This window comes from Herbaspirillum sp. Her4, from assembly GCF_057961335.1.
The window spans coordinates 5104433-5124239 of record NZ_CM176330.1; the positions used below are offsets into that span (position 1 = coordinate 5104433).

Below are 19807 nucleotides of genomic sequence, written 5' to 3' on the forward strand. Positions count from 1 at the left end.
ATCCTTATGCCTGCACCAGCGGGCCGGGGTTTTTCAGATACTGCTCACGGATGGCCTTGGCGGAGTGATACGCCAGCGCCGTGACCAGCCCGGTCGGGTTGTAGCCCATGTTCTGCGGGAAGGCGCAAGCGCCGTAGACGAACACGTTGGGCACATCCCAGCTTTGCAGGTACTTGTTGACCACGCTGTTCTTGGGCGTCGTGCCCATGATGGCGCCCCCGGTCAGGTGGGTCGATTGATAGACCCGCGTATCCCACGACGAGCCAGTCTTGCGTACCGCCTTGACGACCTTCTCCGGATTCATGGCCTGGCCGACCTTCTCCATCTCGCCGGCGATGTAGGTCAGCATCTTGCCTTCGTTCTCCTTCCAGTTCAGGGTCATGCGCAAGAGCGGCTGGCCATTGGCATCCTTGTAGGTCGGATCCAGCGACAGGTAGCAATCGCGATACGCCATCACCGAACCGGACATGCCGATGGTGAGCGTGCGCTGGTAGGCATCCTGCACGCTGGCCTTCCATTCAGAACCCCAGTTGGGGACCTTCTCGCCCGGCATGGTGCCGGCCTGCTTGATGGGACGACCGCCATAGCGCACGTGACGAATCGAGGCACCGCCGATGAAGCCCAGCGGACCGTGATCGAACTGGTCGGCGTTGAGGTCATCCATGCCCACGCCACCGGCACCGGTGCCGATGAACGGATTGAACTGCGTGCCCTTGGGCATGACCACGTTGATGCCGCCGTTGTACTGGTAGGCGAAGTTCTTGCCGACCACGCCTTCGCCGGAGACCGGGTCATAGGGCTTGCCGATGCCCGAGAGCAGCAGCAGGCGCACGTTGTGGGTCTGGAAGGCGGTCAGCAGGACCAGGTCGGCGGGCTGCTCGACTTCGCGGCCCTGGGCGTCGATGTAGGTGACGCCGGTGGCACGCTTGCCGGAGGCATCCAGGTTGACCTTGATGACCTGGGCCTTGGTGCGTACCTCGAAGTTCTTGCGCTTCAACAGTACGGGCAGGATGGTGGTCTGCGGCGATGCCTTGGAATACATGTAGCAGCCGTAGTTTTCGCAGAAGCCGCAGTAATTGCAGGGGCCGATGCGCACGCCATACGGATTGGTGAAGGGCTGCGAAGCATTGGCCGCGGGGGCCGGATAAGGGTGGTAGCCGACGTCGCGCATGGCCTTCTCGACCAGCGAAGCGCTGTACTGGTACTGCAGCGGCGGGGTCGGGAATTCATCGCTGCGCTCGCCTTCCAGCGGATTGCCGCCGGCCACGATCTGGCCCTTGAGATTGCCGGCCTTGCCGGAAACCGCCATGACCTTTTCCGAGAAATCGTAGAAAGGCTCCAGCTCCTTGTAGGTCACGCCATGGTCCTGGATGGTCATGTCCTCGGGGATGAATTTCTTGCCGTATTTCTGCTCGTGGTGCGTGCGCATTTCCAGCTCTTCGGGCAGGTTGCGGTACATCATGCCGTTCCAGTGGAAACCGGCACCGCCCACGCCATCGCCCAGCAGGAAGGAACCATGCTGGCGGTAGGGCACGGCCACATCCGAGAGCGTATGACGAATCGTCACGGTCTCGCGCGAGAGGTCCTGGAACAGCGCGCCGCGCACGGAGTATTTCAGTTCATCGACGGCCTTCGGATAAGGCGTGTCGGTGTTGGTGTCACGCATGTCGCCGCGTTCCAGCGCCAGCACGTTCAGGCCGGCTTCGGTGAGCTCCATGCCCATGATGGAGCCGGTCCAGCCCAGGCCCACCATCACTACATCCACTTTGTCTTTTTTGATAGCCATGATCAGCCCTTCTCTCCCAGAATCGACACGGGGCCGTATGGATATTTGACGTTGTATTGATCGACCCAGTCGGCGTAATCGGCGCGCGCACCGGGGAAGCCGACCATCTTCCAGCCGCCCATCTTCTGGTTGCCGCCGTACATCGGGTCGGCAAAATAGCCCTCCTTGGTATTGCCCAGCATGAAGCTGAAGAAGGTCTTGGCGGGCACGGTATCGAAAGCGATCTTGCCGCTTTCCATCATCTTGAGCACGTCCAGCTGCTTGGCCTTGTCGAGTTCGGCGAAGACCTTGCCATGGTTCTTGCTGCACCAGTCATTGCAGGCAGCGATGCCCTGGCGGTAGATGTCGCGCGGCACCAGCGAGAGCTGGTAGCCGAGTTCCGGCACGCTGTCCGGGTGGAAGGGACCTTGCATGTACCAGAGCTTGCCGGCGCCGTAGGGGGTTTCCATCTGGCGGTCGATGAACTCGGGCACGCCGGTTTCGAGCGCACCGGCACCGTACTGGTCGGAGGGGATGAGGTGATCGACGGCGGCGTTGAGGAAGGCCCATTCAGGCGCGGTGAAGTAGGTGGGCGTGTAGGCGCGGGGCTTGCCGGGTTCGCTGCTGTCGGCCATTGCCGGCTGGCTGACCGCAACGGTGGTGGCGCCGCCTAGCGTGGTCGCGGCTGGGACGATGGCCAACACCTGGCGCAGGAAGCGCCGCCTGGGCTCTTTATCTTGTGACATGAGTATCCTTTGGACGTGGGATTTGACGAGGGCAATGCAGGATGCTGGCGCGAGCGGCGCGGCAAGGATGAACGCTCCCCTGCGTACCGGACGGACGCACTCTCTTCTTGTTATCGTGAGACTGCCTGTGCAGCGGCTCCGGGCACCGCTGCACAGGTGGATGAATCAGTTCGGCAGGGCATCGGCCCCGCCCTGCTTCAAGACATCAGGCCAGCACTTCGCCGAAGAAGGCCTGCAATGCGACCGCGGCGCGTTCTGCCGTCTGGCGGTGGTAGAAGAAGCCGGGATGGTTGGCATCCGGATCGGTGAAGGAGTGGCCGGCCAAGCCATAGTTGACCAGTTGCCAGTCAACCTTGAGCGCACTCATTTCGTCGATGAAGCCATTGACCTGATCGCGCGGCACCGACGGGTCCTGCACGCCGTGCAGCACCAGGACCGCTCCCTTGACCTTGCTCTCGCCCGGGGCCGGGGTATCGAGCGCACCGTGCAGCGACACCGTGCCGCGCACGTCCGCACCATCACGCGCCAGTTCCAGCGCAGCGGTGCCGCCGAAGCAGAAACCGCTGGCGCCCAGCTTGCCTGCATCGAGCTTGACGAAGGTCTGCTCGCGCAAGACCTTCAGCACGCCGTGCATGCGCTTGCGCAGTTCGGCGCGATCCTTCTTCAGCGGGAGGATGGCGGCCAGAGCTTCGTCCGGATTGGTCGGACGCAGGCTCTTGCCGAACACGTCGGCCACCAGGATGGCATGGCCGGCACCGATGGTGGTGGCTGCGATTTCCAGCGCCTGCTGGCGCAGGCCGAAATAGTTGGGGATGGTCAGCACGCCCGACACCGGCGGCTGTGCCTTGTTGTAGAGCAGGACGCTTTCGTAATCGATGCCATCGGCGCTATGGGCGATGGTCTCGATGCCGAGGTCGGTGACGGGGATGCCGAGCTTCTCGGCGATGGCGGCGGTGTTCCAGGACGTGGACATGGATGGTGGCTCCTTTGGTTGGCAAACGCCGCCCGGCGTGGAGACCGGGCGGCGTTCAGGAAACTTTTGTTTGGCGCGAAGATGAACCACAGGGGCAATTGCTGCTGCATGGCCGTGCTGTTTCCAGCTCAGCCACGCCCTTGCCTTGACCGTGTTCGGGCAGCAATGTTCGCACAAACAGTGCATTTCTGCAGAAGGTCAGACCAGTGAAGCACGAACAAATGCGAGGCCGGTCCCTACAACATCCATACAAGCAGCGTGGTGATCAGCGACAACTTGACTTTTACTTGCGAGCAATGGATTCTTGCCCGACCCCATCGGCAGACCTCTTCCATACAACGACCAATACAAGAGCTTCCATGAACGATCATCCTGACTTGCCTGAATCTTCCCTTCCCTCGCCTTCCGTTCCGGCGGCGCCCGGCAATTTCGCGACCGCCCTGCGTGACTCGGCCGACCACAGTGCACCGCAGGCCTTTACCTTCAGCGGACGCGGCTCCGAATATTTCCGGATCTGGATCGTCAACCTGCTGCTGTCGATCGTCACGCTGGGCATCTATTCGGCCTGGGCCAAAGTGCGTCGGCTGCGCTACTTCTACGACAACACCTCGGTGGCCGGGGCCAGCTTCGACTATCACGGCAACCCCGTCGCCATCCTCAAGGGACGCATCCTGGCCGTCGTGCTGATCGTGGCGTACCAGATCGCCGGCTACATCAACCTCCTGCTGGGCCTGATTGCCGCGCTGGCCTTGATGCTGGCCAGTCCCTGGCTGATCTGGCGCAGTCTGCAGTTCAAGCTCTACAACACCAGCTATCGCGGCATCCGCTTCGGTTTTCGCGGCAGCTTCGGCGGCGCATTCAAGAACTTCCTGCTGTGGCCCATGATGTCGGGTTTCAGCCTGGGCCTGTTGATGCCGATGGCAGCGCAGCGCTTCAAGCGCTTCCAGCACAATGAAGCGCGCTTCGGTGCCACCCACTTTTCCTTCCACGGTTCGGTCGGCGCGTTCTATCTGGCCTTCGCGGCCGGTATCGGCGGCTGGATCGCCGGCTCGGTGCTCATCGTGGTCGGCTTTGGCGGCGTGGCACTGTTCCAGTCGGTGCAGTCGGGTGCGGGCTCGATCGCCGCGTTCGGGCTGATGTTGTTCGCCCTGTATGCCTGGTCTTTCCTGATCATTCCGCTGTGGATCACGCTGCTGCAAAACCTGGTGTGGAACAACACGCGCCTGGGCGAACATCGCTTCGAAAGCCGCATGCGCTGGGGCCGCACCGCCATCATCCTGCTCACCAACGTGCTCGGCATCGCGTTCACGCTGGGGCTGTTCACCCCCTTCGCGCAAATCCGCATGATGCGCTACCGCATCGAGTCGGTGACGCTGCTGCCGGCGGGCAGCCTGGATGACTTCATCGCTTCCAGCGAATCACCCGGCTCGGCCACCGGCGAAGGCCTGGGCGACCTGCTCGACTTCGATCTGTCGATGTAAGCCATGACGGTCTCCGCTTCCTACTACGATGGCAAGACGTCAAAACGTTACCAGGTGACGCTGGACGTCAGCGATGGCATGGCCCAGGTGCGCGGCGAGGTGGAGCGGGACTGTCCGATCGCCCAATTGCGCGTCTCCGAGCGCCTGAACCGGGCAGCGCGCAAGGTCAGCTTCCCTGACGGTGCCTATCTGGAAATCATCGATGGGGCGGCCTTCAGCGCCTTGCTGCATGAAACCGGCCACCGGGATTCACTGGTGGTCCGCTTGCAGCAAAGCTGGCGGCATGCGCTGGCGGCCTGCGCGGCGCTGGTCGCGGTGGTGGTACTGAGCTACCTGTACCTGCTGCCGCTGGCCGCGCAGGGCATCACGGCCATCCTGCCGGTGGCGGTGGATCGCCAGGTCGGTCAAGGTACGCTGGACTTCCTCGACCAGCACGTATTGGCCCCCAGCCAGCTCGACGCCCAGCGGGCCAAGGGCATCACGTCGCGCTTTCGTGCCCTGACCGCGCCGATGGCGGATGCGCCCGACTACCAGATCGTGTTCCGCAAGAGCCGCATCGGTCCCAACGCCTTCGCCCTGCCCTCGGGCCAGATCGTGGTCACCGATGAGATCGTGCAGTTGCTTGATGATGATGACGCCCTCATGGGTGTGCTGGCCCATGAACTGGGGCATGTGCACCGGCGCCACCTGATGCGGCGGCTGATCCAGAGTTCGGCCATCGCGGCCACGGCCACCTTGCTGTTCGGCGATGTCTCGGCGGTCCTGGCCAACATCCCGACGGTCTTGCTGGATCTGAAGTATTCGCGCGATATCGAACGCGAGGCCGATGATTACGCCATCGCCATGTTCAAGGCCAATGGCCTGCCGCGCCAGAAACTGGCGCTGGTGTTCGAGAAACTGGAAGACATGGGCAAGAGCAAGGACAGTCCGGCAACACGTTACCTGTCCAGCCATCCGGCCAATGAGGAACGCATCGCGCACATCCTCGGCACCCGCTGAATGCAAGTACTGCCTGCAATAAAAAACCCCGGTGCGCAGGCGCGCAACGGGGTTTCGCCCTCAAACAACTATTGCCCCTGATGCCCCGGCTCACCCGGTCGCTCGTTTCCTTCCACCAGTGCCTTGAGCGAATCCAGCACCAGTCCATTGCTGCGGATCCAGTCCTGGCCGCTGCGTTCGCTGATCACATCATCCTGGTCCGGCGAGGACAGATCGATGATCTCGCTCTCCAGCGATTCGATCGAGAGCGCCGTCGTAAACGCCTTGACCACCGGCTTGGTCAGGTCCTTGTGATTCTGGCGAATCACCAGTGCTGTGCGGCCTGAACGCAGCTTGACGATGGATCCGATGGGATAGATCCCCAGCGTCTTGACGAAGGTCAGGAAGATGGGGCGATCAAAGTGGCCGCTCCAGCTGGCCATGCGAGCCAGCGATTCTGCCGGATCCCAGGCGGATTTGTAGGTGCGGTCGGAGGTGATGGCGTCATACACGTCACACACCGCCGCCATGCGCGAATACAGATCGATCTGGTTGCCCTGCTGACGCCCCGGATAGCCGGTGCCATCGATCTTTTCGTGATGATGCAGGCAGACGTCGAGCACATAATCCGGCACACCCGCGAAGCCGCTCAGGTATTCATAGCCCAGCGTGGTATGGCGCTGGATGATGCGGAATTCCTGATCGGTCAGCTTGCCGGGCTTGTTGAGCACGTCGAGCGGAATGAAGGCCTTGCCCACGTCGTGCAGGTAGCCGGCCAGTCCGGCTTCCTTGCAGGCCGTATTGTCCATGCCCAGGGTGCGTGCCAGGGCCACCATCATGGTGCAGACGGCAATGGAATGCAGGTAGGTGTATTCGTCGGCGCGCTTCAAGCGGATGATGCTGAGCAGGGCATTCGAATTGCGCGTGACCGAGGCGGCGATTTCTTCCACCAGGTCCTGGCATTGCGCGACATCCAGGGTCTTGCCCAGGCGCGCCTGCCGGAACATCTGCTGCGTCGATACCTTGGCGCTCTCGTAGAGCCGCAGGGCTTCGCTCAGTTCGTTGCGATACTCGTCCTCTGGCGTGAGCGGCACCGGCTTCACACGCGGTTCTGCGGCCACGTCCATTGCTTCGACGGCGCTACCCGGAATGACATCCCGGCCCAGCGCGACGTCGATCCAGCAGAACTCAAAGCCGGCGCTGCGGGCGCGGCTGATGTCTGCGGCCTGCTCGATCAGGAACTTGCTGCGCCAGAACGGATTGTCGATCCAGGGGCCATCGAAACCGGAAAAATACATGCCCACGGCCAAGTCGTCGACGCTGATTTTTTTGAGTTGTGTCATCTGAGCCTGAGTGAAGTTGCTTCGCCGCGACATCGCCCCGGCTTGTGGCCCGACTGTATTACATCTTGAGCGGATTGATTAGCGGGAAATTCCTGATGACACTCATTAGCGAAACTGCGCAATCTCCAAAACATGCAGTGTTGCCCGTACAGACAAAGAAAAACCCGGGGCGCTGGCGCGGCCCGGGTCGGCAGGTGAGGCAGGCGTGACGAGTCAATGACTCGCGATGTCAGTGACGCTGCTCTTCCTGCGACATGCTCGACAAGCCCGAATACAGGCTGCAGCAATGCGGCGCACCGCGGTGCGAACCGGTGTCGAGTTCACTGGAGTCATTGAGAAAATCAACCAGCTTGCGATAGAGTTGTGCGAAGTAGTGCATGACTTACCCCCTTTCACTATTGACTGATGGCAGGCTCCCGAAGGTTTTCTGCCAGTGCCGGTCTGTCCATGGTGTCGACTCATACGGCCGGCACGAACCGTATAAATTGTTTATATCATTTATTCTAGGTGCATGCAGGCCGCGCGTCTATCAGGATTTCTCTGACATGGCTGTGGTTGTTGCGCGTAATCATCACTTCAGTCAACCCTACACGCAGCCTGCCTGCACCTTCAGCCATGTCCCGAAAGCCGCCATGGCGGCGGTTTGCGGGCGTGACTTCAAGCGCGTGAGCCAGTAGGCACCGAGCACGATGCGCTGTTCGAAGGGGCAGACCAGCCGCCCCTGCCGCAATTCGCGCTCGAACATCATCACCGGCAACAGCGCCACGCCGGCCTCTTGCGCAGCCGCTTCAGCCAGCGCCAGCGAGGAGTCGAATACGAAGCCGCGCAAGGGCGGGCAAGGCGCAGCGGCGGCCGCAAACCAGCGGTGCCACTCGTCACTGCGATAGGACCGCAGCAGCGTCTCGGCCGCCAGGTCGGAGGGCGTGCGCAAGCGCGCGGCAAACTCCGGTGCGCACATGGGTGCCAGTGGCGCTTCGAACAGACGTTCAGCCTCGGTGCCATGCCATGCACCATCGCCAAAACGAATCGCATAATCGAGCCCCTCACCGGCCAGGTCGACACGGTTGTTGTTGGTGAGCAGGCGCAGGTCGACGAAGGGATGCTGCTGCTGGAATTCGCGCAGGCGCGGCATGAGCCAACCCACGGCGAACGTTCCGACCACCCCGACGGTGAGCACCTCGCGGCGCCGGCCATCTTCGAACTGGGCCAGCACATCGGCGATGCGCCCGAAGGATTGCGCCACCACCGGCAGCAGCGCCAGCCCTTCGTCGGTGAGGGCCAGGCCGCGTGGCAGGCGACGGAACAGGGTCACGCCCAGCCGCTGCTCCAGATTCTTGACCTGCATGCTGACGGCGGTCTGGGTCACGCTCAATTCCTCGGCGGCGCGCGTGAAGGAGAGATGGCGGGCCGAGACTTCGAAGGCGCGCAAGGCATTGAGGGGCAGGTACATGAACACTCCAGGCATCAGTTTTTCTTGGGCTTGCGTCCAATTATCGTGAATTGTGAGCACCGCGACTACTGCCTATGATGCAGCCCTGTTGCCATCATTCATCGAGGAGTATCCATGTCTGGACGACGTCATTTTCTGTCCGTCGCCGCGCTGGCCGGTGCCGGCCTGATCAGCCGCAGCTGGGCGGCCAGCCTGCAAGGCGCAAGTAAAACTGTGGACTCATCCGCACTGACCACCACGCTGTCGCGGCTGGAAGCCGATATCGGCGGGCGTCTGGGCGTGTCGCTGGTCGATACCGCCGGCGGCCGCCACTGGGGCTATCGTGCCGATGAGCGCTTCCCCATGTGCAGTACCTTCAAGTTCCTCGCGGCGGCCGCCGTGCTGCGTCGCGTGGACGAGGGCAAGGAGCAGCTGGCGCGCCGTATCGTCTATCGCCAGCAGGACCTTGTGCCCTACTCGCCCACCACCGGCAAGCACACCGGCGGGGATGGCATGTCGCTGGCACAGCTGTGCGAGGCCGCCATCACTCTTTCGGACAACACCGCCGCCAATCTCATGCTGGAGAGCATGGACGGTCCCGCCGGCATGACGCGCTTCGTGCGGTCGCTGGGCGATGAACTGACCCGGCTGGATCGCAATGAGCCCACGCTCAACGAAGCCGTTCCCGGCGACCCGCGCGACACCACCACTCCGGCCGCGATGACTGCCGACCTGCGCCAGCTGGTGCTGGGCAATGCGCTGACACCTGCCTCGCGCCAGCAGCTTGCGCAATGGCTGGTGGCCAACCAGACTGGCGACAAGCGCGTGCGCGCCGGCCTGCCCAAGGGCTGGAAGGTCGGCGACAAGACCGGGACGGGACGGCTGGGCACGGCCAACGATGTGGGCGTGGTGTGGACAGAGAAAGGCGCACCGCTGCTGTTTGCGGTCTATCTCACCGAAAATGCGGCCACCGATGCCCGGCGTGATGCGGTGCATGCAGAAGTGGGCCGCCTGATCGGTCAGCTCATGACGTAAAAAGTTGCTGCTGTTCAGCTGGCGAAACTGAACGAAACTGCACCGATCCCCTCCAGCGCACCCTCGATCTGTCGCCCTGCGCGTGCAAGCTGCAGCCCGGTGCAGGAGCCGGTCGTGATGACCTGGCCCTGGCGCCATGGCTGGCCACGGCGCGCGCAATGCAGCGCCAGCCAGCCCAGCATGGGCCACAGGTCAGCCGGGTTGCCCCCGGTGGTGCGGGTGATCTCCTGGCCATCGATGTGCAGACTGGCCGCGATCTGGCGCAACGAAAGCGTGGCCGGCAGCGGCTGGGCGGCACCGATGATCAGGGCACCGTGGCTTTGCAGGTCGGCCATGCCGGCCCAGGGGTTGGTACAGGGCGGATGACCGAGGCGCGTCTCCACCACTTCGATGGCCGGCAGGATGGCGTCAAAGACCGTGCGCAACTCGGCCTCATCCGGCACTTGATCGCCGGGATGGTAATCACGCCCGACCCGCAAGGCCAACTCCACTTCCAGACCGCGCATGCGCCATTGCGGCCCGCGCAATGGCGCTCCCGAGGCCAGTACGCCGGAGGCCGGCAGCGGCGCACAAGCTGGCAGGCTGCCATCCCCCTTGCTACCGACCTTCCAGCCCCCGATCGGCCCCAGGCGTTGCAGTTGAGCGTCCTGCACGGCGTAGGCGATCTCGGCATCGCCGACGGCCAGGCGGCGCCAGTCCAGGGCCAGACCACTGTGGCGGGCGTCGAGCAGGAGTTGGGTGGCGGCGTCGATATGCATGCGGGAATTCTCCGAAACAGAAAAGAAGGCAGCGCGCATTGTACTGGCTGCCAAGGCGCTCGCCCACAGCAAGCGCGGCCGTGAACTCGCCGCCACCAGCGCACTCCGACCTGAATGCCGATAATGGCAGGCAGCGCTTGACTTGGAGCGCACTCCAACTTCTAGACTGGCTGCCATGACGACTTCCCTGACCATTGCCCAAGCGGCCGACGCCACCGGCCTGTCGGTGCATACCCTGCGTTACTACGAACGCATCGGCCTGCTCGATCCGGTGGAACGGCGCGACAACCGCCATCGTCGCTACACCCAGGAAGACCTGAACTGGATCGATTTCCTGAAGAAGCTCAAGGCGACAGGTCTGCCGGTGCGCGCCATGCTGCGCTACGCCGAGCTGCGCCGCGAGGGCAATACCCTGGAAAGCGTCAGAGAACGCAAAGCCATGCTGCAGGCGCATACGCTTTGCGTCCAACACACCCTGGCCGAGCTGCAGGAGAACCTGGCCGTCCTGCAGCGCAAGCTGGTCCTGTACGACGAACTGGAGCAAGAGGCCCGTGCTGAACCTGCCCGCGCACTCCCCAGCAGCAAGGCCGACGCTCCTCCCCCCGAAAGGATGGCACCATGACCGAACCCCTCACCTCTCACCTGCAACCGGAATCCCACGTGGGTACCCGCCGCCTGGGCAGCAACGGCCCGCTGGTCTCGGCCATCGGCCTGGGCTGCATGGGCATGAGCGATTTCTATGCGCAGCGCGACGACGCCGAATCGCTGGCCACCATCGACCGCGCCCTGGAGCTGGGCATCAACCTGCTCGACACGGCCGACATGTACGGCCCCTACACCAATGAAGAACTGATCGGCCGCGCCCTCCAGGGCCGGCGCGACAAGTTCTTCATCGCCACCAAATTCGGCATCCGGCGCGATCCGGCCAATCCCTCCGCGCGCGGCGTCGACGGCAGTCCGGCCTATATCCGCCAGGCGGTGGAAGGCAGCCTCAAGCGCCTGGGTATCGAGACCATCGATCTCTACTACCAGCACCGCATGGATCCGAACACCCCCATCGAGGCCACCATGGGCGTGCTGGCCGACCTGGTGCAGGCCGGCAAGATCCGCTACATCGGCTTGTCCGAAGCCTCGTCGGCCACGCTGGAGCGGGCGCACCGGGTGCATCCGGTGACGGCGCTGCAAAGCGAATATTCCTTGTGGACGCGCGATCCGGAAACCGAGGTGCTGACCACCTGCCGCGCACTGGGCATCGGCTTCGTGGCCTACAGCCCGCTGGGACGGGGCTTCCTGACGGGCGCGCTGCAACGCTTCGAGGATCTGGCCGAGGATGATTTCCGCCGCACCAATCCGCGCTTCCAAGGCGAGAATTTCGCCCGCAACCTGCGGCTGGTGGAGCAAGTGAAGGAAATGGCAGCCCGGCATGGCTGCACGCCGAGCCAGCTGGCCCTGGCCTGGGTGATGGCCCAGGACCCGCACATCGTGCCGATCCCCGGCACCAAACGCCGACGCTATCTGGAAGAGAACGCGGGCGCGTTCTCGGTGAAGCTTTCTGCGCAGGACCTGATGGCGCTGGAGGCCGTCTTCCCGCGCGGAGCAGCCGCCGGGGAGCGCTATACCGAGGCCAGCATGAAGATGCTCAACCTCTGACCAGCGCCTTTCTCAAGGCAGGTCAGTCGTTGCTGCTGGCTGCCGGATGCTGGGCCAGCGGCACGAAGGTATTGGTCGCCGTATCGTGCGCCAGGATGGACCCGCTCTCGATGTCGTAGACCCAGCCATGCAGCCCCAGCCGGCCCTGTGCCAGCGCCACGGCCACCGAGGGATGGGTGCGGATGTTGTTCAGTTGCGCAATCACGTTCTCGCGCACCATGCCGTCGATGCGGTCCTTTTCGGTTTCGTGATGGCGCGACTCGTTGATCATCCGGGCGGCATCGGTGTGATGCAGCCAGTTGCGCACGGCCGGCATGTGGTCCAGGCAGGCGCAGGTCGCCACGGCCGTCATGGCGCCGCAATCGGAGTGGCCGCAGATGACGATGTCCGACACCTTCAGCTGGGCCACCGCGTATTCCACCGTGGCGCTCACGCCGCCCGGCTCCGGACCGAAGGACGGCACGATGTTGCCGGCATTGCGGATGACGAACAGGTCGCCCGGTTCGCGCTGGGTCACCAGCTCGGGCACCATGCGACTGTCGGAACAGGAAATGAACAGGGTGGTGGGCGTCTGGCCGTTGGCCAGGCTCTTGAACAGTTCTTTGCGGGAAGGGAAGACATCCTGCTGGAAACGCAGGAAGCCATTGATGATGTCGCGCATGTAGGGAATAGCCTTGATTCTTGATGAAGATGGACGCCAGGCGTCCGCGTGAGGCGGATGATATCACCCGCCATCATGCGGGCCCGCACGGACCGTGATCAGCATGATAAGGGATCTGCTTTTCCGTTAAATTTCATCAAGAAATAGCGATTTTTCTACATCTTTTCCTCTTGTCTGCTGATAAAATTGCCGTCTCGAAACTTGCCAGCACGCAAGGTGCGACACTTTCGAGAGCATCAACATGAATCGAAGGGCAGTCGGGCTGCCCTTGTCGACATCAACAATTCGGGGAAAAGACTATGTTTAGCAGGTATGTCACGACCGTGGCGGCAGTTGCCATGGTGACGGCGCTGGGGGGTTGCGCCACGGAGAATTCACGCAGTCTGCCGGTGGCCCAGGTGGCCAGCGCGCAACAGGCCTACCAGGGAGCGCGCAGCCCGATCGCCGTCGGCAAGTTCGACAACCGTTCCAGCTATCTGCGCGGCATCTTCTCGGATGGCGTGGACCGTCTGGGCGGCCAGGCCAAGACCATCCTGATCACCCATCTGCAGCAGAGCAACCGCTTCTCCGTGATGGACCGTGACAACATGGGCGAGCTGGCGCAGGAAGCCAAGCTGAACAAACAGACGCAAACCCTCAAGGGTGCCAACTATGTGGTCACCGGTGACGTCACCGAGTTCGGCCGCAAGGAAACCGGCGACCGCCAGCTGTTCGGCATCCTTGGCCGTGGCAAGTCGCAGGTGGCCTATGCCAAGGTCGCCCTGAACATCGTGGACGTGAACACCGCGCAGGTGGTGTATTCGGCGCAAGGCGCAGGCGAATACAGCCTGGACAACCGCGAGATCGTCGGTTTCGGCGGCACCGCCAGCTACGACTCCACGCTCAATGGCAAGGTGCTTGACCTGGCCATCCGCGAAGCGGTGCAGAACCTGGTGACCGGTATCGATTCCGGCGCATGGAAGCCCTGAGCCCCTCCCACGAACGCAAGAGACCGACCATGATGAACAAGAAACTCGCTGCCGGGTTCGCCCTCGGCCTGGCGCTGGCCCTCTCCGGCTGCGCCAATCACCAGCAGAAATCCCTCTATGGCTGGGGCAATTACCAGGACCAGCTGTACGAACACTTCAAGACCGAAGGCAACGGCAATGCCGCCGAAATCGCCGCGCTTGAAGAGAACCTGCAGAAGATGCGCGCCAACAACGACGCCGTGCCCCCCGGCTACCACGCCCACCTGGGCATGCTGTACGCCTCCATCGGCAAGGAAGACCAGCTGATCCAGGAGCTGCAGACCGAGAAGACGCTGTTCCCGGAATCGGCGCCTTACATGGACTTCCTGATGCGCAACTACAAGAAGGGATTGAGCAAATGATGCTGAACAAATTCAAGGCGCTTGGCGCCGTATTGCTGGCATTGCTGGCTTCGGGCTGCGCCACCAAGCAAAAGCCGTATGACTATGCCGAGTTCAAGGCGGCGCGTCCGGCCTCGATCCTGGTATTGCCGCCGATGAACAGTTCTTCCGAAGTCATCGCCCCCTACGGCATGCTGGCGCAGGCCACCCAGCCGCTGGCCGAATCGGGCTACTACGTGATCCCGGTGTCGCTGGCCAACGAGACCTTCAAGCAGAACGGCCTGGCGAACGCGGCCGACATTCACGAGGTGCCGGTCAAGAAGCTGCGTGAGATCTTCGGCGCCGACGCCGGGCTCTACATCAACATCACCGACTATGGCACCTCCTACAAGGTGGTGCAGAGCGATACGGTGGTGTCGGCTGAGGCCAAACTGGTCGACCTGCGTTCCGGCAAGACCCTGTGGCAGGGGTCGGCCAGCGCTTCCAGTGCGGAAGGTCGTCAGAACCAGAACAATGGTCTGCTGGGTGTACTGCTCTCGGCCGTGGTCAACCAGATCATCAGCACCACCACCGACGCCAGCTACAAGATGGCCAGCGTGACCAGCAACCGCCTGCTGCGTGCCGGTGGCAACAACGGCTTGCTGTATGGCCCGCGTTCGCCGCAATACCAGAAGGACTGAGCAGGACCCTGCTCGCAATGCTTGCGTCGCAAGCTCTGCTGAACAGCACAACGCCGCTGCGGATCCTCACCGCAGCGGCGTTTTTTTACCTGCTCACAGGACGATCAAGACCCGGCCAATTGATATTTGCGGATCTTGTCGTAGAGCGTCTTCTTCGGAATGCCCAGCCGCTCGGCCGCCTGCGCCACGCTGCCCTCGCTGTCCTTGAGCGCGGCGGCGATCAGCCCGGCCTCGAACTGCTCCACCTGCTCCGGCAACGATAGCGTCGGCGATGGCAGTACACCAGCGGTAGCAATCTGCTCCACACCCAACACCCAGCGGTCGGCGAAATTGCGCAGCTCGCGCACATTGCCCGGCCAGTCGCGCTGCTGCCACTGCTGCATCTGCGCCGCCGTCCACGGCGGCACCTCGCGCCGGTAGCGCACCGCTGCGGCCTGGCAGAAATGCGCCAGCAGGACCGGGATGTCACTGCTGCGCTGGTTCAGCGCCGGCAGGTCGATGGAAACCACACCGATACGGTAATACAGGTCTTCGCGAAATTGCCCCTCGGCCGACAGCTTGAGCAGATCGGCCTTGCTGGCCGCTACCACCCGGCAGTCGATGGCCACCGATTCATTGCCTCCCAGCCGCTCCAGACGACGTTCCTGCAGCACGCGCAACAGCTTGACCTGCAGGGCCAGCGGCATGCTTTCGATTTCATCCAGGAACAGCGTGCCGCCGTTGGCATATTCCAGCTTGCCGATGCGGCGCTTCTGGGCACCGGTAAAGGCCCCCGCTTCATGGCCGAAGATTTCGCTCTCGAACACCGTCTCCGGCAAGGCCCCGCAGTTCAATGCCACGAACGGCCCCTTGCGGCCACTGGCGGCGTGCAGCTGGCGCGCCACCACTTCCTTGCCGCTGCCGGTCTGGCCATTGATGAGCACATCCACATCGGCCGGCCCCAGGCTACGAATCAGCGTGCGCACCCGCTCGATAGCCGGTGACTGGCCCACCAGCGGCGGCAGTTCGGGATCATGTGCCCAGGCTTCGCGCAGGCGACGGTTCTCCAGCACCAGGCTCCGCTTCTCCTGGGCCCGGAGGGCGATCTCCAACAGGCTGTCCGAGCCGAACGGTTTCTCCACGAAGTCATAGGCCCCGGCGCGCATGGCCTCGACCGCCATGCTGACATCGCCATGGCCGGTGACCACGATCACCGGCAAATCCGGATCGATGTGCATGACATGGGCCAGCACCTGCAAACCCGACCAGCCCGGCAGGCGCACGTCGGTCACCAGCACGCCGGGGAAATCCCGGGTCAGCAGCGGCAGCGCCTCTTCGGCACTGGCGCAGGCGGTCACCGTAAAACCTTCCAGCTCCAGGGCCTGGGCCGTGGCGCGGCGCACCGCCTGTTCATCTTCGATCAGCAAGGCGCTGGGGGCAGCGGCGGGGTTATCCATCAGATTCATTCTCCGTCTTCAACAGCGGCAGGCGCACCACGAATTCAGCGCCGCCCTGTTCATGATTATGTGCGCTCAATTGGCCGTTCATGGCCTGGACGATGGACGAGGAAATCGCCAGCCCCAGTCCCAACCCCTTGCTCGACGACTTGGTCGTGAAGAAAGGCTCGAACAGGTGCGGCACTACCTCATCAGCGATGCCGGCACCGGAATCGCGGATCCGCAGCACGGCCTGCTGGCGCTCTGCGTCGACCTCCAGGATCACGCAGACGCACTTGCGAGGCGCTTCTTCCACCGCATCGAGCGCATTGCGCAAGAGATTGACGATGACCTGCTCGGTGCGCACGGCGTCGCCGGTCACATGCACGGCCAGCGGCATGGCGATGTGCGTCTCGACCTCTTGCTTCTCGAAGTCGCTGGACAGCAGCCGTAGCGATGCCTCCACCGCGTGGCGCAAGTCGACGGCCGCCACGGCTTGCCCGCTCTTGCGTGCAAACCCCTTCAGTTGGCCGATGATCTTGCCCATGCTGGCACTGGCGTGGCTGATGTGTTCCAGGTTCTCGGCCACCTGCGCGGTCTGGCCGCGTGCCAGAAACTTCACCGAGTTGTCGGCGAAGGCGCGGATGGCGGCCAGCGGCTGGTTCAGTTCATGCGTCATGCCGGCGGCCATCTGGCCCAGCATGGCCAGTTTGCCAGCCTGCACCAGTTCGTCCTGGGTGGTGCGCAACAGGCTCTCGGTCTGCTGCAGCTTGGCGTACTTGGCGGCGATGGCCTGGTTGGCCGCAGTCAGTTCCTGGGTGCGCTGGGCGATCTTCTGGTCCAGTTCCTCGGCGGCGCGGCGCAAGGCGTTGCGCGAGGCCAGCCGCTCCTGCAGTCGACGCCGGTGCTGGTACCAGGCCAGCAGCGAGATGGCCAGCGCCACCATGAAGAGCGCGGCCGCCATCGCCGAGAGCATGGCCGAACGCTGCATGCGCGCCTGAGAAGGAAACAGCATCAGCTGCCACCCCAGCCGTCCTACAGGCCGCGACACGTGGGTACCGAAGCCGCGCTGCAAGGCCGGCGGCAAGGTCGAGACCGGCGTGATGGGCAGGTCCGCATACTGATGGGTGCCCTCCAGCTCGCGCTGCACCGGCGCGCTCAGGGCTTGCAGACTGTGGTACTTCCATTCGGGCCGGTTGCTGAGGAACACCACGCCGCCGGCATCGGTGAGCGTGATCGGATCGCTGCTGCTGCGCCAGGTATGTTCGAACTCGGCCAGGTCCACCTTGACCACCATCACCCCGATGGGCAGGTCACCCTCGGCCTGGTCCTGGCGGCGATAGATGGGCTGGGCGATGAAATAGCCCGGCTCGCTGGAGATGTTGCCGATGCCGTAGAAGCGCCCCGCCCTGCCCAGGATGGCTTCGCGGAAGTAAGGACGAAAACCGAAGTCACGGCCGACGTAACTGAATTCTTCATCCCAGTTGCTGGAAGCCAGCGTCACCCCCTGGCGGTTGAGCATGAAGATATTGACCGCACGCGACTGCTGCTGGATGGTCTTGAACGCGCGATTGAGCCGATCCACCGACAGCGCATCCTCGGGATGCTGCAAGACCTGCCGCACATCGGACTGGAAGCCCAGGGCAAAGGGCAAAGCTTCATATTTCTGCAGGATCGACTCCAGGTCCAGCGCGGCGATCTGCAATTGCGCGGCGGCCTGATTCTGCTGATCGCTCTCGGCGCGCCCCAGCGCGATGCGATAGGTCAGCCCGCAGACCAGCAGGGTGGCCGCCAGGAACAGGGTCAGGATCAGCAGGTTTCGTCGCGCGCGCATGAAGGATAGGGTCAAAAGCAGCGCGGCGCCCCGCAGGGCGCCGCGTTGGAGGCGTCATGATAACGCGCCGCGCGCCACCGCAGGCAGCCGCGCGCGGACAAGGACCGATCAGGCCGGCTTGTGCAGCTTGCCGGCAGCGGCATCGGCCTCGCCGTGCTCATCGTCCGGGTTCATGGCGACATCGCCCTTGAGGTGGCCGTCACGTTGCGGATCCGGCATGCGCAGGCTGATGATCAGCGCCACCAGGCACAGTGCGCTCACGTACCAGTAAAAGGCCGATTCCACGCCCGCCGACTTCAGCGACAGCGCCACGAATTCAGCCGAACCACCGAAGATGGCGTTACCGACCGCATACGACAGGCCCACGCCCAGCGCACGCACTTCAGGCGGGAACATCTCGGCCTTGATCAGGCCGCTGATGGAGGTGTAGAAGCTGACGATGGTCAGGGCCAGGATGGCCAGCGCCATGGCCACGCCGGGGCTGGAAACGTCCTTGAGGAAGTGCAGGATCGGGAAGGTGCCGACCATGCCGAAGAAGGCGAAGCACAGCATGGAGTTGCGGCGGCCAATCTTGTCGGAGATGGCACCGAAGATCGGTTGCAGGATCATGTAGACGAACAGCGCGCCGGTCATGACGCCGTTGGCGACCTTGGGGTCCATGCCGGCGGTGTTGACCAGGTACTTCTGCATGTAGGTGGTGAAGGTGTAGAACATCAGCGAGCCGCCGGCGGTGAAGCCCACCACGTTCAGGAAGGCGCGCTTGTGCTGCAGCAAGCCCTTGAGGGTACCGGCCTCTTTCTTCTTGCGGGCACCGGCCGAGGAGGTCTCGGCCAGCGAGCTGCGCAGATACATCGCCACCAGCGCACCGACCGCGCCCAGCACGAAGGGAATGCGCCAGCCCCAGGCCATCAGCTCGGCCTTGGTCAGCCACTGCTGCATGGCAAACAGCACCAGCACGGCCAGCAACTGGCCGCCGATCAGGGTCACGTACTGGAAGGAGGCGAAGAAGCCACGGCGGCCATTGGGCGCCACTTCGCTCATGTAGGTGGCCGAGGTGCCATATTCACCGCCCACCGACAGGCCCTGGAAGAGGCGTGCCAGCAACAGCAGCGCCGGAGCCCAGGCGCCGATGGTGGCGTAGGTCGGCAGCACGGCCACGGCCAGCGAGCCGCCGCACATCATCAGCACCGAGATCAGCATGGAGGTCTTGCGGCCGTGCTTGTCAGCAATGCGGCCAAACAGCCAGCCGCCGATGGGACGCATCAGGAAACCGGCGGCAAATACGCCCGCCGTGTTCAGCAACTGGCTGGTGGCGTCACCCTTGGGGAAGAAGGCCGGCGCGAAGTAGATCGCACAGAAGGAATAGACATAGAAGTCGAACCATTCCACCAGATTGCCGGAGGAGGCGCCAAGGATGGCGAAGATGCGCTTGCGGTATTCGGTGGCGCTCAAGGGCGTGCTGGTGGTGCTGGGCGCGCTGCTTTGCGGGGTGACACTCATGGAGATCTCCTGTTATGGCCACAGGCCCGTCCGATGGACGCGACGTGCGGCGGGTCATCTTGCTTTGATTGAACCGGAACAAGGCATAACGCAGAGGCCAGCGGGACCAGGCGCGTGAAGACGATGCAGGGAGCGCATCAGGTGTCTGTCTCCGTGTTTGCTTTTTTGTTTTGATGTTCATATTGCAGGCTTCGTGCCAGCACGAAAAGCT

At 63.4% G+C, this 19807-nt stretch carries 19 protein-coding genes; 8 read left to right on the forward strand and 11 right to left on the reverse strand.

Translation table 11 applies throughout. The annotated features are described in order from the left end of the window. Positions 1-4 precede the first annotated feature (4 nt). The 3 genes from ACWFUC_RS23130 to ACWFUC_RS23140 form a co-directional block, all read right to left on the reverse strand. Positions 5-1786: a GMC family oxidoreductase gene (locus ACWFUC_RS23130; RefSeq protein WP_121045165.1), complete on the reverse strand. Its 1782-nt coding sequence runs from the start codon at positions 1784-1786 to the stop codon at positions 5-7. 2 nt (positions 1787-1788) lie between these two features. Beyond that, entirely contained in the window at positions 1789-2511 is a 723-nt protein-coding gene (locus ACWFUC_RS23135; RefSeq protein ID WP_402704334.1) for a gluconate 2-dehydrogenase subunit 3 family protein, read from the reverse strand. 205 nt (positions 2512-2716) lie between these two features. After that, entirely contained in the window at positions 2717-3484 is a 768-nt protein-coding gene (locus ACWFUC_RS23140; protein ID WP_121045169.1) for a dienelactone hydrolase family protein, read from the reverse strand. 359 nt (positions 3485-3843) lie between these two features. On the opposite strand from ACWFUC_RS23140, the gene ACWFUC_RS23145 reads away from it, so the two are divergent. Both ACWFUC_RS23145 and ACWFUC_RS23150 read left to right on the forward strand, forming a co-directional pair. Continuing rightward, complete coding sequence (locus ACWFUC_RS23145; RefSeq protein ID WP_343742058.1) at positions 3844-4965, forward strand: YjgN family protein; 1122 nt, start codon at positions 3844-3846, stop codon at positions 4963-4965. A 3-nt stretch (positions 4966-4968) separates the two neighbouring features. After that, the gene (locus tag ACWFUC_RS23150) at positions 4969-5964 is read left to right on the forward strand and encodes a M48 family metallopeptidase (protein ID WP_489623470.1); all 996 of its coding nucleotides are present in this window, start codon (positions 4969-4971) and stop codon (positions 5962-5964) included. 68 nt (positions 5965-6032) lie between these two features. On the opposite strand, the gene ACWFUC_RS23155 is transcribed toward ACWFUC_RS23150, so the two are convergent. The 3 genes from ACWFUC_RS23155 to ACWFUC_RS23165 all read right to left on the reverse strand — a co-directional run bounded on the left by ACWFUC_RS23155 (position 6033) and on the right by ACWFUC_RS23165 (position 8736). Then, on the reverse strand, positions 6033-7286 hold the full coding sequence (locus ACWFUC_RS23155) for an HD-GYP domain-containing protein (protein WP_489623471.1): 1254 nt from the start codon (positions 7284-7286) through the stop codon (positions 6033-6035). 229 nt (positions 7287-7515) lie between these two features. Next, a complete protein-coding gene (locus tag ACWFUC_RS23160; protein WP_166675078.1) occupies positions 7516-7665 on the reverse strand; it encodes a hypothetical protein in 150 nt (49 codons plus the stop codon). A gap of 207 nt (positions 7666-7872) precedes the next feature. Continuing rightward, a complete protein-coding gene (locus ACWFUC_RS23165) occupies positions 7873-8736 on the reverse strand; it encodes a LysR family transcriptional regulator (RefSeq protein ID WP_489623472.1) in 864 nt (287 codons plus the stop codon). A gap of 114 nt (positions 8737-8850) precedes the next feature. Between ACWFUC_RS23165 and bla the strand changes: the two genes are divergently transcribed. Beyond that, the gene (gene bla / locus ACWFUC_RS23170) at positions 8851-9750 is read left to right on the forward strand and encodes a class A beta-lactamase (RefSeq protein WP_489623473.1); all 900 of its coding nucleotides are present in this window, start codon (positions 8851-8853) and stop codon (positions 9748-9750) included. Between the two features lie 14 nt (positions 9751-9764). Here the strand turns inward: bla and ACWFUC_RS23175 are convergent, their stop codons facing one another. Continuing rightward, entirely contained in the window at positions 9765-10508 is a 744-nt protein-coding gene (locus ACWFUC_RS23175) for a 2-keto-4-pentenoate hydratase (RefSeq protein WP_489623474.1), read from the reverse strand. Between the two features lie 175 nt (positions 10509-10683). Here ACWFUC_RS23175 and ACWFUC_RS23180 point away from each other — a divergent pair, with 175 nt between their 5' ends. After that, on the forward strand, positions 10684-11130 hold the full coding sequence (locus ACWFUC_RS23180) for a MerR family transcriptional regulator (RefSeq protein ID WP_489623475.1): 447 nt from the start codon (positions 10684-10686) through the stop codon (positions 11128-11130). Next, entirely contained in the window at positions 11127-12158 is a 1032-nt protein-coding gene (locus ACWFUC_RS23185) for an aldo/keto reductase (protein ID WP_489623476.1), read from the forward strand. The genes ACWFUC_RS23180 and ACWFUC_RS23185 overlap by 4 nt, the downstream gene beginning before the upstream one ends. A gap of 22 nt (positions 12159-12180) precedes the next feature. On the opposite strand, the gene ACWFUC_RS23190 is transcribed toward ACWFUC_RS23185, so the two are convergent. Beyond that, positions 12181-12819: a carbonic anhydrase gene (locus ACWFUC_RS23190; RefSeq protein WP_034338314.1), complete on the reverse strand. Its 639-nt coding sequence runs from the start codon at positions 12817-12819 to the stop codon at positions 12181-12183. 299 nt (positions 12820-13118) lie between these two features. Here ACWFUC_RS23190 and ACWFUC_RS23195 point away from each other — a divergent pair, with 299 nt between their 5' ends. From ACWFUC_RS23195 to ACWFUC_RS23205, 3 genes are read left to right on the forward strand one after another with little or no spacing between them, the layout of a single operon-like run. After that, on the forward strand, positions 13119-13787 hold the full coding sequence (locus tag ACWFUC_RS23195; RefSeq protein WP_489623477.1) for a CsgG/HfaB family protein: 669 nt from the start codon (positions 13119-13121) through the stop codon (positions 13785-13787). Between the two features lie 29 nt (positions 13788-13816). After that, a complete protein-coding gene (locus tag ACWFUC_RS23200; RefSeq protein WP_034338340.1) occupies positions 13817-14188 on the forward strand; it encodes a DUF4810 domain-containing protein in 372 nt (123 codons plus the stop codon). Beyond that, positions 14185-14847, forward strand: a complete 663-nt coding sequence (locus tag ACWFUC_RS23205) for a DUF799 domain-containing protein (protein ID WP_489623478.1) — start codon at positions 14185-14187, stop codon at positions 14845-14847. The genes ACWFUC_RS23200 and ACWFUC_RS23205 overlap by 4 nt, the downstream gene beginning before the upstream one ends. A gap of 104 nt (positions 14848-14951) precedes the next feature. Here the strand turns inward: ACWFUC_RS23205 and ACWFUC_RS23210 are convergent, their stop codons facing one another. The 3 genes from ACWFUC_RS23210 to ACWFUC_RS23220 all read right to left on the reverse strand — a co-directional run bounded on the left by ACWFUC_RS23210 (position 14952) and on the right by ACWFUC_RS23220 (position 19596). Then, the gene (locus ACWFUC_RS23210) at positions 14952-16283 is read right to left on the reverse strand and encodes a sigma-54-dependent transcriptional regulator (protein WP_134223029.1); all 1332 of its coding nucleotides are present in this window, start codon (positions 16281-16283) and stop codon (positions 14952-14954) included. After that, on the reverse strand, positions 16276-18096 hold the full coding sequence (locus ACWFUC_RS23215) for a sensor histidine kinase (RefSeq protein WP_489623479.1): 1821 nt from the start codon (positions 18094-18096) through the stop codon (positions 16276-16278). Before ACWFUC_RS23215 ends, ACWFUC_RS23210 begins: the two co-directional genes overlap by 8 nt. 108 nt (positions 18097-18204) lie before the next feature. After that, positions 18205-19596, reverse strand: coding sequence for an MFS family transporter (locus ACWFUC_RS23220; protein ID WP_154133961.1), 1392 nt, complete (start codon positions 19594-19596; stop codon positions 18205-18207). Between the last annotated feature and the right edge of the window lie 211 nt (positions 19597-19807).